Origin of the sequence: Halomonas sp. TP35, from assembly GCF_052375975.1 — a bacterium.
GTDB classification, from domain to species: Bacteria; Pseudomonadota; Gammaproteobacteria; order Pseudomonadales; family Halomonadaceae; genus Vreelandella; species Vreelandella citrativorans.
On sequence record NZ_JBQSUZ010000002.1, the window covers coordinates 430,474 to 445,127 of the forward strand.

A 14,654-nucleotide genomic window follows, 5' to 3' on the forward strand; every position below is an offset into this window, starting at 1 on the left:
TCTCCTTAGCCATTCTTACTCGTCAACTTCATGGTCTGGCGGTACGTCCAACAAGCGCAATGCGTTGCCTGTCACGCTTGAAAAGACCGGAGCGGCCACTGCACCGCCATAAAACTCACCCGCTTTAGGGTGATCAATCATCACCACGGTTACAATACGCGGGTCGGAAATAGGCGCAATGCCTGCAAATACGCTGCGATAAGCATCCGTGGTATAACCGCCCTGCCCGGACTTACGCACAGTACCTGTTTTGCCTCCCACACGATAACCTTCAACGCGTGCGCGCCGACCACCGGTATAGGCGGCAACGGATGTCTCCAGAATATTCAGCAAATCATTGGCAACGGCGGGCTCAATGGCAGGCAGCCCTTGGGGCGGTTCAGAAAGGCGTAATAATGAAGGCGGTAAGCGCATGCCACCATTAGCCAGTGCGGTAAAAGCACTGGCTAATTGAACAGCCGAGACAGACAGGCCATAGCCGTAAGAGAGCGCTGCCCGCTCACTGCGCGACCAGCGCACCGGGGCCGGAAGACTACCGGTTGTCTCCCCTGGGAAGCCCGTCCCAGGCGATTGACCCAGCCCTAATTGGTTATACTTTTCCCAGATAGCCGTATCGCTTAACTGCAGCGCTAAACGAGACATACCCACGTTGGATGAGTGCTCCAAAATACCTGCAAGCGTTAACTCTCCATAATCGCGAAAGTCACGGATGGTAAATTGATCGAGACGCATCCAGCCAGGCGATGTATTCACAACGGCATCGCGATCAACAATGCCGCTTTCAAGAATGGCAGCCATGGCCAGTGGTTTCATAACAGAGCCTGGCTCAAACACATCAACCAGCGCCTGGTTGCGCAATCCACGTGGATCAAGCCCGGTACGATTATTAGGGTTATAAGAAGGCAGGTTAGCCATCGCCAACACCTCGCCGGTGCGGGCATCCATCATAACAAGCACACCACCATCGGCTTCATGCTTAGCCACCGCCGCTCGAAGCTCCCGGTACGCCATATATTGAATACGCTGATCAATTGAAAGCACCAAGTCACCGCCTGGCTGCGCTTCACGTATGACGCCTAGCTCGCGCACCAAACGCCCACGGCGATCTTTAATCACGCGGCGCTGGCCAGGATGGCCGGCCAGGAAAGGTTGATAAGAGAGTTCCAACCCCTCCTGCCCCCTATCATCTACATTGGTCACGCCAAGTATCTGTGCGGCGACCTCGCCAGCAGGGTAGTAACGTTTGTACTCGCGCTGGGGATACACGCCGGGCGTGCGTAAATCCAGAATCCGCTGGGCCGCTTGTGGCGTCATCTGGCGGCGAAGATACATAAACTCACGGCTGCTATAAAGCTCGACCCGTGCTTCAAAGTCATCCGGCGACATGCCTAGCGCCTGCGCCAGCATTACTCGCTGAATACCATCTTCGGGTAGCTCTTGAGGATTGGCCCACAGCGTAACAACCGGTGTTGAGATCGCAAGTGGTTCACCGTTTCGATCCGTGATCATGCCGCGGTGCGCAGGGATGGCTTCATGGCGAAGTGTTCGCGCATCTCCCTGGCTCTGTAGAAAGGGTCGGTCAATCACCTGTAGCAGTGTGATGCGCCCAATAAGGATGCATGCCACTACGCAAAATACGATCAATATAAAGTAAAAACGACCGTTACCTAACGGGGGGGCAACAGGTAGATGACGGGGCATCCCTCCCCGACGTTCGCCTCTCATGGTCGTATCACCTCAACATCGTGCACATCAGGAATACGCATATCCAAGCGCTCCGTCGAAATTTGCTCAATACGAGCGGGTGTCGACCAAGCGCCCTCTTCCAAAAGCAACTGCCCCCATTCGGTCTGCAGCTGATTTTTCTCCTGCTCAAGCTGTTGCAGCTGAGCATACTGAACGCGCGTTAAATGAGTAACAACAACGGTGGCTAACCCACTAACAATGCAGGCAAAAAAAAGCAGGCAAATGACCAGCGGCCACGTGTGAAAACGTAGTTTAAAGGGCCATTCGGTGCGTAGCGTTGAGCCCCAACGCTCAATCCGATCCATGCTCATGGTTATACTCGTTTTCGGGCAGCCCGCATAACGGCGCTGCGCGCACGTGGATTGCCGACTACCTCTTCATCACTAGGACGTACGCCTTTGCCCAACGCTTCAAGACGGCGGTTTAACTGATCATCACGGATAGGCATACCACGCGGTAGATGCGAATCGCCACGCACATAATGACGTATAAAGCGTTTTACACGGCGGTCTTCCAGCGAGTGGAAACTGATAACCACAAGATGACCACCGGGCGCCAGCGCTTCAAGGGCTGCGTCTAAGGCAGCATCAAGTTGATCTAGTTCACCATTTAGATAAATTCGTAACCCTTGAAATGCTTTGGTCGCAGGATGCCGCCCCTTTTCCCAAGCAGGATGGGCTTTTTTCAACACCTCGGCCAGGTCGACCGTATGCGTAAACGGCGTTTCAACACGCCGCTCGACCACTGCACGGGCCAAGCGCTTTGCATAGCGCTCTTCACCGTAGGCTTTAAACACGTGAGCGATATCCGCCTCTTTAGCACGAGCTAAAAATGTGGCTGCACTTTCGCCTTGCGTCGGGTCCATACGCATATCCAGCGGACCATTGCGCATAAAGCTAAACCCACGCTCGGGGTCATCCAACTGCGGCGAAGAAACACCTATATCTAACAACACGCCAGACAGCTTGCCAAACACACCCTGCTCACGCGCATAGTCGGCCAAGTGAGCAAATTCACGCTGGGTAATTTGAAAACGCGAATCATCGATTTCAGCGGCGGCGGCAATGGCCTGAGGATCGCGGTCCATGGCCATCAGGCGCCCTTGGTCGCCAAGGCGAGACAGGATTAACCGTGAATGACCGCCACGCCCAAAGGTGCCGTCTAAATAAATACCGTCAGGAGTATGTACAAGGGTATCAACCGCCCCTTCCAGTAATACGCTGGTATGGCGAAACGGTGAAACGACCTGGTCAGCGTCAGGAGAAGGCATGTTACTCTCACACAAATCTCATAGAAAAATAAAAGGGGCTCGCTACTGCGGGCCCCTTATGGAAATGGGGAGTCGGCCGATAAGCCGGGTTCTGTCGTGGACAGTCATTCCTCTAGGCGCTGCGTCACCACAGCGCTCAAGCAACCTACCCGGACCCAGCGCGGGCCACGCCTTTGGGTCCCTATTTGGTCTTGCTCCGAGTGGGGTTTACCATGCCACGCACTGTTGCCAGGCGCGCGGTGCGCTCTTACCGCACCCTTTCACCCTTACCGGCCCTTTGAGGTTTATTTCAAGAGGCTTAGGCGGTCTACTCTCTGCTGCACTTTCCGTCGGCTTACGCCGCCCAGGCGTTACCTGGCACTCTGCCCTATGGAGCCCGGACTTTCCTCCCCCAGCCCATCAAAAAGATGGGTTAGCGGCGACTGTCTGGCCAACTCCGGCGGCAAGCATACCAGCGCCCTCGCTTCGCCTCAATGCTCGGTTTTAATTGCCTGCAATCTTGCATACCACTCTTGTTTGCGACCGCCCAGCATTCGAGCCACTATCGCTGCTCCTTGCTTGACACCTACGCCCTCATCCAGCAGTACTTTCATCAACGCATCTGCACCAATATTTTGATGTTCGCTTTGAGTGACGGGCGGGGCACCTGCCACCATTACCACAAACTCGCCTCTTGCCTGGTTAGGATCTTCTGTTAGCTGCGCCAGCAGGGCTTCCGGAGTGCCCTGAAGAAAGGTCTCAAACGTTTTAGTCAACTCCCTGGCCAATACCACGCTACGTTCGGGCATTTGGTCACGCAGCGCCTCCAGGGTATGCACAATACGGTGTGGGGATTCGTAAAACACCAGCGTTTCTTCCCGAGCTTGCCACTGCTCCAGCGCCTGGCGGCGCGGGCCTGGCTTGGCGGGTAAAAAACCGCAAAACGTGAAGCGATCAGTCGGCAGACCCGCCCCAGAAAGCGCCGTCACAAAGGCACAAGGCCCGGGCAGCGCCACCACATGACGGCCACGCACGCGCAGCTCTCTCACCAGCACAAACCCAGGGTCACAAATAAGCGGCGTTCCAGCATCGCTAATCAATGCAATACTTTCGCCTGCCTCCAGATAAGCATCCAGGGTATCCACTCGGCGCGCCTCATTATGTTCATGAAGCGACAGCATGGGTGTATTAATCCCCAAATGCGCCAATAAGCGGGCGCTATGACGCGTATCCTCTGCCGCGATGCGCGATACTTCCGCTAATACCCGAGCTGCACGCGGCGATAGATCGTCCAAATTCCCAATTGGGGTGGCAACCACGTACAATGTGCCCGGATTGTGGTGTGTCATCGTGACTCCCGATTTGTTAATGGCTTGCTCTGACGGTGCGCTATGCTTGTGCTATGCCAACTTACTTACTGACATGCGGCGACAGCGCAAATGAAAACTAAGGAAGGATACATGAAACAGTCTCTGCGTGGCGTACTCGCCACAGGCCTCTTGGCACTTCTTATGACCGGCTGTGCGATGCAATTGCCCAGCGTGGTCGACCGCGCGGACGATCAGGAAGCGGGCCGTTTGCTCAATCAGGCAGAACAGCAGGCCCCGGATCAAGCGGCTAAAACTCGTCTCGAAGCAGCCACCATTTTTGCCCAACAAGGGCAGCGGCAACGTGCTTTTGAGACAGCCGATGCGCTTGATGAAGTCAGGCTTTCAGACACGGATCGCGTTCGCTGGGCACTGCTTTTCTCTGAATTAGCGCGTGGCATGGATAATCCACGCGCCGTGCTGCGTGCCACGCAAGTGCTCAACGACGACCTGCCCATTCAGGATGATCAACGCGAAACGCTGACAGAGCGCCAGCGCTGGGCGCGTACCGCGCTTGATGAACCCGACATGGAACAACTGACACTACCAAGTCTTGAGGGTCAGGACATAAGCCGCATCATTGTGGCCCTGCCCGAATCAGGCCCGCTTAGCGGCGTCGCCAATACTTTATCGACCGCCATGCGTCGCCATCACGAGATTCGCGGTGACAATGTACAGCTCAGCTTCATCGACGCGTCACAATATTCGATGGATGAGATTTATAGCCGTGCAGGACAGATGAACGCGCAGCTGATTATCGGCCCCCTCGCCAAAGACGAGGTTAGCCAGCTCGAACAACGCAATAGCGTACCGCTTCCCACCCTTGCGCTGAACTATGGAAGCGGCGAACAGAACCGTGCTGCGGGTCTTTTCCAGTACGGCCTTTCCGCTGAAGATGAGGCCCGCCAGGCAGCACGCCGCGCATACCAGGACGGACATCGCCAGATGTCGGTAATGGTGCCAGATAATGACTGGGGACGCCGAGTCGGCGAAGCATTCTGGAATGAGTTTCACGGCCAGGGTGGCGAAGTGACGACGGCGGTACGCTACAACCCGGACAGCGCGGTCACCAATGCCGTTCAGACAGCCTTAAACGTGAGTGGCGAACGTGCTCAACTGGGCAGTATTGATGCCTTGTTCCTACTGGCCTTGCCTGATTACGCTCGCCAAGTCCCGCCCACCATGGATTACTACTACGCGCCCAACCTGCCTATTTACGCCACTTCCCACCTGCATGAAGGGCACTTACAAGCGCGTCGTGACCAGGATCTTGACGACGTCATGTTTATGGATATTCCATGGCAAATTCCTGACGCCGCTGTCGGTGGTGAAGAAGTACTCCCGTTCTACCCTACTTACCAGCGTTTGAGCGAAGAGTCTGACGCTTCCATGTTCCGCCTAATGGCCATGGGCGTAGATGCCTATGAAATTGCGACCGAGCTTTCAGATATTTCAGCGCTAAATGGCCTACGCGGCAGCACAGGAACGCTCTACCTGACGGGTGACGGCCGCATATATCGCGAACTCCCCTGGGCGAAGTTTCAAAACGGTGTTCCGGCGCCCATTTTAATCCCCGGTCAATAATGGCAAATAACGCCCAAACCGCCCGTAAACGCGGCGCAGCCATTGAGCAGTTAGCTGCTCAATGGTTACAGCAAAGGGGTCTTACGCTCGTTACCCAAAATCATCACGTAAAGGGTGGCGAGCTTGATCTGGTGATGCGCGACGGTGACACACTGGTGTTTGTTGAAGTCAAGCATCGGGTGACTACGCGATACGGACACCCCCTGGAAACCATCACGCCGACAAAAAGAAAGCGCCTAATTCGGGCCGCTCAGCTATATCTTGGCAATTTCGGCCTTACATCGCCTTGCCGCTTTGATATTCTTGCCATTACGGGCGCTCCGCCCACTCTCGAGTTCCACTGGGAGAAAGCGGCTTTTGATGCCTATTAATTCTATTTTAACCAGGAAGCCCTAATGGACTTTCAATCGCGCATTCTTGACCACTTTAACGCCAGCATAGACACCAAAACCTATGCAAGCGAAGTACTCCCCCCCTTTATCGAAGTCGCCAGTCAAATGATGGTTCAATGCCTGGTGAATGAGGGAAAGATTCTGGCATGCGGTAATGGAGGCAGTGCAGGCGACAGCCAACACTTCTCTTCTGAACTGCTCAATCGGTTTGAGCGGGAACGGCCAAGCTTGCCTGCCCTTGCGTTAACTACCGATACATCAACGCTGACATCCATTGCCAACGACTACAGCTATAACGAAGTATTTTCCAAACAGATACGCGCCCTGGGTCAGCCTGGCGACGTGTTGCTGGCGATCTCTACCAGCGGAAATTCGACCAATGTCGTACAGGCAATCCAGGCAGCTCACGACCGTGAAATGACGGTTGTGGCATTAACCGGGCGAGATGGTGGCAACATGGCTTCCCTACTGGGTCAGGATGATTGCGAGATTCGCGTCCCTGCCACGTCAACAGCAAGAATCCAGGAGGTTCACCTACTGGTCATTCACTGTTTATGTGACCTTATTGATGAACAGTTATTCGGCAGCGCTGCCTAACGGGGCAGTACCTAACCTCTCATTATTTTCATTAAAATAAGGAGTCATCCAACATGGCCCTGCGCTTTCTCTCTCGTCCGTTATTAGTTGCGACGCTAGTAGCCGCTGCCCTGATCAGCGGCTGCGCCACGAACAGTGCTTCCAACCCTTCTAACTATGGGCAGCTCAGCAAGGACGTTAAAGCGGTCGATGCGACCATTGAGCGCGAATCCAAGCGCGCGCTGGACCAAGCCGATGCTCGACTGGCCGACGCCCGCATTCGTACGCACAGCTATAACGGTGCATTATTATTGGTAGGCCAAGTCCCCAGCGAAGAACTGCGCACGAAAGCGGGCAATGTTGTGCAAAATCTTCGTGGTGTTAATCAGGTGCACAACGAGCTCACCATTGCGGGCAATCTGCCCACCACCCAGCGCTTAACCGACACATGGATAACGACCAACGTTGTAAGCACACTCGCCACCAACGATCGCATCGACTCCTCCAAGATCAAAGTGACCACTGAAAATGCCAATGTTTACTTGATGGGCTCGGTCTCTCACGAAGAGTCTGATCGAATCGTTGCTGCAACCTCCTCCGTTGGCGGTATTCAGCGCATTGTCAAAGTATTCGAATACATCGATTAACTGGCTCTTTGCCCTATAAAAAAACCTCGCATAGTCACTATGCGAGGTTTTTTATGACCTGACCTTTTATAGTCCGACCAGAGAGCACTGGCGCTATTTTACGACGCGCAGCGTTGGCTTTTTCTTGGACTTCGAAGACGCTTCAGAAGCATCTTCAAGGCTGCCGCCAGAAACAGGCTCCGTCACCGTCAACTCAGGCTTGGAAGGTGAATCAGGCGCCTCATCAAACTGCTCCTCTTCATCTCCCTCTTCAGCAAGCTCAGGCTCGTGACCAAACACCATGCCCACACCATTTTCACGGGCATAAATAGCAATCAACGCAGGAATGGGCACCATCACCTGCATGGGCTGACCGCTAAAACGTGCGTTAAAGCCAATCGCCTGATTCTCCATAAACAAATCACGCACGGCTGTTGGCGCCACGTTCAACACAATCTGGCCATTTTGTACAAACTGGCGCGGTACTTCGACCCCGGCCTGCGTCGCATCAACGACCAGGTAAGGGGTTAGTTCATTATCCAGCAACCACTCATAGAGCGCTCGGGCGAGATAGGGGCGACTCGACTTCATAAGACTCCCTCCTCCTGACAAGTAAGACCCCAACCCTTATAGGGCGATGGGGTCATGTAAATTCAAGTACGCATCTCTTTTTCGCGCTCACTCAAAGATGCTTTGAACGCTTCCCGCTCAAACACTCGCGACATATAGCTTAAAAGTGGCTTAACCTGCTTTTCAGGCAGCTCAATATTAAGATCTGGCAAACGCCACAAGATCGGCGCGAGACAGCAGTCCACCAGAGTGAACTCTTCGCTCATAAAGAAAGGCATATCTTCAAAGATCGGTGAAATACCAATCAGGCTTTCACGCAGCTCTTTACGCGCCTTGTCCGCCTCTTTCTTCCCACCGCTACGGATCTGGTCGACCATGGGGCACCACTCTCGCTCAATGCGGTGCATCCAAAGACGGCTTTGCGCACGGGCCACAGGGTAAACAGGGAGTAACGGTGGATGCGGGAAACGCTCATCCAAATACTCCATCATGACTTTTGACTCATAGAGTACTAAATCACGATCCAACAACGTGGGCACACTGTTGTACGGGTTGAGGTCTGCTAAATCTTCGGGCGGCTGCTCTTCGTTAACATCAACAACATCAACGGCCACCCCCTTCTCAGCCAGAACAATGCGCACACGATGACTAAAATGATCATCACTACCTGAGTAAAAAATCATCGACGACCGCTTGGCCACAACACCCATGAAAGCATCCTCGCATTAAAACAATTATGGATAATAACACGCCAGAGCCACCTTATGGTAAGGCAGCCTGTTTTGGGTTACCGCTTAACATCAACGCAACCGCCATGTGATTTACACGATGGCTCAACTCTGTTTTTAGCATCCGACGCTAACGGACATCTTTCCAATATTCACGCTTAAGCAAGTAAGCAAATACGCTAAAAACAAATATAAAAAACAAAACTTTAGGCCCAATATTCTGCGCCTTCAGCCTAGAAGGCTCGCCAACATAGGCTAAAAAATTGGTAATGTCGTATACGGCTTTTTCAAACGCGTCGGGCGATAGCTCTCCAGGCGCTGTCACGCTTAATTGCTGACATCGCCCTCCTCCGCCAAGTGCTAAAGGCCGAGCCTGACGACAGTCGAGCTCTTGCACACCTTGAAGAGGCTCAAGCACATTCGGCATTGCCACCGACTCATAGACTGTATTATTGACGCCTGTAGGGCGCGCGGGATCTCTGTAGAACCCCAACAGAAAGCTGTACACCCAATCGACCCCACGCAAACGTGTCGTTAGGGATAAATCTGGCGGTGCAGCGCCCCACCATTGCGCGGCATCGTCGTCGCTTAGCGCATTATGCATAGCATCGTTAAACGAAAGGCTTGATGAGAACATAACACTATCTTTCATCAACGCCTCAGGAATACCCAAGTCGTCCGCAGTGCGCGAAAATCGCTGATAACTCAGCGTATGACACCCAAGACAGTAGTTAACATAAAGCTTGAGACCATTTTGAAGAGACGCACTATCTTGCAAATCGGGCGACATTGACGTCACGTTACGTGCTTCTTCTTGCGCCATAGCGGTCATCGGCAATAGCCATAAAAACAGAGCCATTACGTATTTTTTCATTAGCCAGTCACCCTTTTCGGCACGGGCCTGGTTTTTTCCAACCGGGTGTAGAGCGGCATCAATAAAAAATACGCAAAGTACAACACGGTAAATAGTTGCGCCAATCGTGTCCGAACAGGGGTGGACGGCAATACGCCCAACACGCCCAACGCGACAAAGCTTACAATAAATACGGCCAGCATCAGCTTCGACATCCAGCCTTTATAGCGCATGGATCGCACCGGGCTACGGTCCAACCACGGCAAAACGAACAGCGCTGCAATAGCGCCGCCCATAAAAACAACGCCTAAAAAACGAGCATCCAGACCCAACAGCGAGAAATTCACTCCCCGTAAAATGGCATAGAAAGGCGTGAAGTACCAAACAGGCGCAATATGGTCGGGCGTATTAAGCGGATCAGCCGGCGCAAAGTTCGGCTGCTCAATAAAAAAACCGCCGCCTTCCGGGAAGTAAAACACAACGCCACAAAAAACGAAGAGAAAGATGGCCACGCCAACCAAATCTTTAACGGTATAGTAGGGATGAAAGGGAATACCATCTACCGGCTTGCCTGCATCATCCTTCAACGCATTAATTTCAATACCATCAGGGTTATTCGACCCCACCTCATGCAGCGCTACAATATGCAGCACCACCAGCCCAAGAATCACCAGCGGCAGTGCAATGACATGCAGCGCGAAAAAACGATTCAAGGTAGCCCCTGACACCACATAATCGCCGCGCACCCACTCGGCAAGCCCGGGGCCGATACCTGGAACAGCTGAAAAAAATGAAGTAATTACCTGCGCCCCCCAATAGGACATTTGCCCCCACGGCAGCAAATATCCCATAAACGCTTCGGCCATCAGCATCAAATACAGCGCCATACCGAACACCCACACAAGCTCACGCGGCGCTTTATAAGAACCGTACAAAAGCCCCTTAAACATGTGTAGATAAACAACAATAAACAGAGCGGATGCACCCGTTGTATGGAGATAACGGATCAACCAGCCCCACTCAACGTCGCGCATTATATGCTCGATGGACGCAAACGCCTCTTCAGGAGAAGGGCGATAGCTCATGGTTAACCAGATGCCGGTCAACAGCTGATTGACCAGCACCAGTACCGCAAGCGATCCAAAGATGTACCAGATATTAAGATTTTTAGGTACGTAGTAGTTGGCCAGGTGGTCGCGCCATAGTCTGCTTACTGGAAACCGAGCATCCAGCCAACCCAGCAAACCGCCTGACTTCTCGGGCGCCGCCATCAAACAGCCTCCTTATCTTCGCCCACCACGATAATAGTATCGTTAAGATAATGATAAGGGGGCACTTCTAGATTCGTCGGTGCAGGCATACCGGTATATACGCGCCCCGCCAAATCAAAACGCGAACCATGGCACGGGCAAAAAAAACCACCTGACCAGTCATCATTACTATCCGCCTGCGCGTCTGGCTCAGGCCGATACAGTGGCGAACAGCCAAAATGCGTGCAGAGGCCAATCAACACCCCCACTTCTGGCTTAATCGAGCGAAGCGCTCCTTGTACATAGGCAGGTTGCTGAGGGTGATTTGAATCAGGGTCTGCCAAGCGCTCTGTCGCCACGGTTTCAGTGCGCGCTATCATTTCAGGCGTTCGTCGAATAATCCATACGGGTCTACCCCGCCACTCAACGGTCATACGCTGACCAGGATGCAGCTTGGATATATCAGCTTGAACCGGCGCCGCCGCCGCTCGCGCTCTTGCACTGGGTTGCCACGAGGCCACAAAGGGGACGGCCACGCCGACCATGCCAACCGCTCCTATAACGGAGGTAGCGCCAACAAGGAAACGTCGTCGACCTTTATTGATGCCGCGCTCTGTCATGCAAGGCCTCTCCCATTAGCGTGATGTGTGGTCACCCGATGTGCACAAGAACGAATCTACGAATGCTATACGATAAATAGTCGGATATCTTTGATAGCCGTCATGCTGTTCCAGGACCGCCAAACTAACATGGTGTTAATGCATTACGCTTTTTGATTTTACAATAAAAAACGCCCAGGCCGATGGCCTGGGCGTTTTGCCGCATAAGCGTTGAAAAATTAACGCTTGGAGAACTGCGGACGACGACGTGCTTTGCGCAGGCCGACTTTCTTACGCTCAACTTGACGCGCGTCACGCGTTACGTAGCCAGCGGCACGCAGCGTAGGACGCAGGTCTTCGTTGTAGTTCATCAGGGCACGGGTAATGCCGTGACGGATAGCGCCAGCCTGAGAAGAACCACCGCCACCAGCGACAGTTACAAAAATATCGAACTGGCTCAGGGTTTCAGTCAATTCAAGCGGCTGACGAACTACCATACGACCAGTAACGCGACCGAAATACAGGTCGAGATCTTGGTTGTTAACGGTAATTTTGCCAGAGCCCGGCTTCATAAACACGCGAGCGGTGGAAGTCTTGCGGCGCCCGGTACCGTAATACTGCTGTGTCATGGCGAAGATTTCCTCAGAGGTTCAGTTCAAGCGGCTGTTGGGCAGCATGCGGATGCTCGGCACCGGCGTACACTTTTAACTTGGTATACATGGCACGACCCAACGGACCTTTCGGCAACATGCCTTTAACGGCAAACTCAATGATGCGCTCGGGCGCATGATCAAGCATTTTGTCGAATGTCATGGTACGCAGACCGCCCGGGTAACCGGTGTGGCGATAATAGGTTTTAGCCTTCGCCTTGTTGCCAGTCACTTGGACTTTTTCAGCGTTGATGACAACGATGTAGTCGCCAGTATCAACGTGAGGAGTAAATTCGGGCTTATGCTTGCCACGCAGGCGGCGAGCAATCTCGGTTGCCAGACGACCGAGCGTTTTGTCCGTAGCGTCGACAACATACCAGTCGCGCTGGACGGACTGCGGCTTAGCACTGAACGTCTTCATGGATGAAATCACCAGATTAAGTGTGTTGGGTGGCTAACACCGTCAAGCAGTGAAGCACCTTCCCTATTTTTTTTGGTTGCCAAGCTTAGCCTGACAACATGTAGCGAGGCGGCATTCTACAGTATGGCGCTGGACAAGTTAAGCCCTAATCTTGGCTTTTCTTACCGACCGGGCCATAAACCTCATCACGGCTTATGGGGCAGCGCCAAATATTCGCGCGACTGCATTTCCTGAAGGCGCGACAGCGTACGCTGAAACTCAAAGGTTAGCTTACCGTCACTATAAAGCTCTTCTACCGGCACCTCTGCTGACATTAATAGCTTTACCCCGCGATCATAAAACTCATCGACCATATTGATAAAGCGGCGCGCCTGATCGTCATGCCTGGCTTCCATCCGCTTCACATTCGACACAAGCACCGTATTGAAGCTACGCGCTAATTCAATATAGTCATTCTGGCTACGCGGCCCATCGCAGAGCTCCAGAAATTCAAACCACGCCACATTTTCATGCAGCCTGCGTGCTTTCAGCACACGGTGATTAATTTCCAGCGGCGCGTTTGCCTCACCCTCGTGGCCGGCAATCTCGCGGAAGCTACGCGCAAGCTCCTGCTCGGCCGCCCCATCCAGCGGCGAGTGAAATATCTCCGCGCGCTCCAAGGCGCGCAGCCGGTAGTCGACCCCGGAATCAACATTGACTACCTCACAGTGACGCTTGACCAGATCGATGGCAGGGAGAAAGCGCGCCCGCTGCAGGCCATCCTTGTACAGGTCATCCGGCACGATATTGGACGTTGCCACCAGCACAACGCCCCGCTCGAACAGCGCTTCAAGCAGGTTGGCCAGAATCATGGCGTCCGTAATATCCTTGACGAAGAACTCATCAAAGCAGATAACACGAGCCTCTGAGGCAAATTTACCGGCAATCAGCGTGAGAGGGTTCTTCTCACCCTTATAGTGGGTTAACTCGTTATGAACCCGCTGCATGAAACGATGAAAATGGGTGCGCATCTTTTCAGGAAATGGCAGCGACTCAAAAAAATTATCAACCAGATAGGTTTTACCACGCCCTACACCGCCCCAGAAATAGAGGCCCTGCACCTGGGGCAACGTCGGTTCGTTTGACGATGAGGCTTTACCGAACAGGCCTTTCATTTTGGCCTTCAACCCGCCATGTGCCAGTACGGCCTTGGAAACCGTGGTAGGCGTCGCCATTAGATCGTCATAAAGGCGCTGCAAATGCTCGACCGCTAACTCCTGCGCCGCATCATGCTGAAAGTCCTCGCGCAGTAGATCTGCACGATAGCGCTCCATGGGCGTAGGCCGAGATGACGAACCTGCCTTTTGGCTTGCAGAAGTAGCTGACATTTACTCGCTCCAATGCGTATTACGACGACACTCTAGACCCGACCAGCCGCCTTCAAAAAGCAGGGATTATACGCTGTACAACGTCTAAGCGCATGGTTGGATTGACCTAACCTGCCAATCGACGCCTATAATGAGGCTTGATTCGTTCGCAAACCGTCCACTCAAGCGTGACGGGGCGCTCCAAGTATCAGGGAGAAAACTGTGGAAGCAAGCTCGCCTTATACCTTTGCCATCGTTGGCATTATTATTGGCTTCATCCTCGGCTTGGGATGCTATCGTCTGTTTAGTAAAGGAGAGCGTCATAACGCGTCTTTACGCCAAACAGTGCTGGAACGAGAACATCAAATCGCCGAGCTTAAAAAAGGCATGGGAGGCCATTTAGAAGGTGTCTTCGAGCATTTGAAGAGCATTCGCGCCGAGGCCGACCAGCTTGAGCAGAAAATCATAGCGGATGCACAGCAGTGGCATTTGGGCAGTAACACGCCTGCGGTCATCAAAGAGCGGCAGCAGCCAGCGCAACATCAAGCCGCCACACCCACAGGGCCTGATTCAGAGAGCAGCTTGGCCACCCCCCGTGACTATGCGGATGGTAAAAATGGCACGCTGTCAGAAAATTTTGGCTTAAAAGGCGATAACTCCAATACGCCTCAACCGCCTCGCTATTAAGCCAGCGCCT

At 53.3% G+C, this 14,654-nt stretch carries 17 protein-coding genes and 1 other RNA gene; 5 read left to right on the plus strand and 13 right to left on the minus strand.

The features are described 5' to 3' along the window. Window positions 1-15: 15 nt before the first annotated feature. The 5 genes from ACT3RU_RS04680 to rsmI form a co-directional block, all read right to left on the minus strand. The gene (locus tag ACT3RU_RS04680; RefSeq protein WP_193056279.1) at window positions 16-1,725 is read right to left on the minus strand and encodes a peptidoglycan D,D-transpeptidase FtsI family protein; all 1,710 of its coding nucleotides are present in this window, start codon (window positions 1,723-1,725) and stop codon (window positions 16-18) included. Beyond that, window positions 1,722-2,057 carry a cell division protein FtsL gene (gene ftsL, locus ACT3RU_RS04685; protein WP_193056278.1) on the minus strand — a complete coding sequence of 112 codons (336 nt, stop codon included), beginning with the start codon at window positions 2,055-2,057 and terminating at the stop codon, window positions 1,722-1,724. Before ftsL ends, ACT3RU_RS04680 begins: the two co-directional genes overlap by 4 nt. A 2-nt stretch (window positions 2,058-2,059) precedes the next feature. Then, the gene (gene rsmH, locus ACT3RU_RS04690; RefSeq protein ID WP_087109366.1) at window positions 2,060-3,016 is read right to left on the minus strand and encodes a 16S rRNA (cytosine(1402)-N(4))-methyltransferase RsmH; all 957 of its coding nucleotides are present in this window, start codon (window positions 3,014-3,016) and stop codon (window positions 2,060-2,062) included. 64 nt (window positions 3,017-3,080) lie between these two features. Further along, window positions 3,081-3,454: RNase P RNA component class A (gene rnpB, locus ACT3RU_RS04695), an RNA gene on the minus strand. A 32-nt stretch (window positions 3,455-3,486) separates the two neighbouring features. After that, on the minus strand, window positions 3,487-4,344 hold the full coding sequence (rsmI, locus tag ACT3RU_RS04700; RefSeq protein ID WP_172116337.1) for a 16S rRNA (cytidine(1402)-2'-O)-methyltransferase: 858 nt from the start codon (window positions 4,342-4,344) through the stop codon (window positions 3,487-3,489). 111 nt (window positions 4,345-4,455) lie between these two features. Between rsmI and ACT3RU_RS04705 the strand changes: the two genes are divergently transcribed. Genes ACT3RU_RS04705 through ACT3RU_RS04720 form a run of 4 tightly spaced genes read left to right on the plus strand, consistent with a single transcriptional unit; the run spans window position 4,456 to window position 7,561 of the window. Continuing rightward, window positions 4,456-5,946, plus strand: coding sequence for a penicillin-binding protein activator (locus ACT3RU_RS04705; protein ID WP_483392527.1), 1,491 nt, complete (start codon window positions 4,456-4,458; stop codon window positions 5,944-5,946). After that, a complete protein-coding gene (locus tag ACT3RU_RS04710; RefSeq protein WP_087109372.1) occupies window positions 5,946-6,317 on the plus strand; it encodes a YraN family protein in 372 nt (123 codons plus the stop codon). The genes ACT3RU_RS04705 and ACT3RU_RS04710 overlap by 1 nt, the downstream gene beginning before the upstream one ends. Window positions 6,318-6,341: 24 nt before the next feature. After that, window positions 6,342-6,935: a phosphoheptose isomerase gene (locus ACT3RU_RS04715; protein WP_192526342.1), complete on the plus strand. Its 594-nt coding sequence runs from the start codon at window positions 6,342-6,344 to the stop codon at window positions 6,933-6,935. A gap of 53 nt (window positions 6,936-6,988) precedes the next feature. Further along, entirely contained in the window at window positions 6,989-7,561 is a 573-nt protein-coding gene (locus ACT3RU_RS04720; protein ID WP_087109376.1) for a BON domain-containing protein, read from the plus strand. Between the two features lie 93 nt (window positions 7,562-7,654). Here ACT3RU_RS04720 and ACT3RU_RS04725 read toward each other — a convergent pair whose 3' ends face one another. From ACT3RU_RS04725 to zapE, 8 genes are all read right to left on the minus strand, one after another. Continuing rightward, entirely contained in the window at window positions 7,655-8,131 is a 477-nt protein-coding gene (locus tag ACT3RU_RS04725; protein WP_192526341.1) for a ClpXP protease specificity-enhancing factor, read from the minus strand. A 62-nt stretch (window positions 8,132-8,193) separates the two neighbouring features. After that, window positions 8,194-8,820, minus strand: coding sequence for a stringent starvation protein SspA (gene sspA, locus ACT3RU_RS04730; RefSeq protein ID WP_087109380.1), 627 nt, complete (start codon window positions 8,818-8,820; stop codon window positions 8,194-8,196). Between the two features lie 148 nt (window positions 8,821-8,968). Continuing rightward, a complete protein-coding gene (locus tag ACT3RU_RS04735) occupies window positions 8,969-9,712 on the minus strand; it encodes a cytochrome c1 (RefSeq protein WP_192526340.1) in 744 nt (247 codons plus the stop codon). Beyond that, on the minus strand, window positions 9,712-10,962 hold the full coding sequence (locus ACT3RU_RS04740) for a cytochrome b (RefSeq protein WP_192526339.1): 1,251 nt from the start codon (window positions 10,960-10,962) through the stop codon (window positions 9,712-9,714). The genes ACT3RU_RS04735 and ACT3RU_RS04740 overlap by 1 nt, the downstream gene beginning before the upstream one ends. After that, window positions 10,962-11,561, minus strand: a complete 600-nt coding sequence (gene petA, locus ACT3RU_RS04745) for a ubiquinol-cytochrome c reductase iron-sulfur subunit (RefSeq protein WP_087109387.1) — start codon at window positions 11,559-11,561, stop codon at window positions 10,962-10,964. The genes ACT3RU_RS04740 and petA overlap by 1 nt, the downstream gene beginning before the upstream one ends. A 218-nt stretch (window positions 11,562-11,779) precedes the next feature. Continuing rightward, the gene (rpsI, locus tag ACT3RU_RS04750; protein ID WP_087109389.1) at window positions 11,780-12,169 is read right to left on the minus strand and encodes a 30S ribosomal protein S9; all 390 of its coding nucleotides are present in this window, start codon (window positions 12,167-12,169) and stop codon (window positions 11,780-11,782) included. A gap of 13 nt (window positions 12,170-12,182) precedes the next feature. Further along, window positions 12,183-12,611: a 50S ribosomal protein L13 gene (gene rplM, locus ACT3RU_RS04755; RefSeq protein WP_087109391.1), complete on the minus strand. Its 429-nt coding sequence runs from the start codon at window positions 12,609-12,611 to the stop codon at window positions 12,183-12,185. 185 nt (window positions 12,612-12,796) lie between these two features. Continuing rightward, the gene (zapE, locus tag ACT3RU_RS04760; protein WP_192526338.1) at window positions 12,797-13,978 is read right to left on the minus strand and encodes a cell division protein ZapE; all 1,182 of its coding nucleotides are present in this window, start codon (window positions 13,976-13,978) and stop codon (window positions 12,797-12,799) included. 201 nt (window positions 13,979-14,179) lie between these two features. On the opposite strand from zapE, the gene ACT3RU_RS04765 reads away from it, so the two are divergent. Continuing rightward, the gene (locus tag ACT3RU_RS04765) at window positions 14,180-14,644 is read left to right on the plus strand and encodes a ZapG family protein (RefSeq protein ID WP_192526337.1); all 465 of its coding nucleotides are present in this window, start codon (window positions 14,180-14,182) and stop codon (window positions 14,642-14,644) included. The last annotated feature ends 10 nt before the right edge of the window (window positions 14,645-14,654 follow it).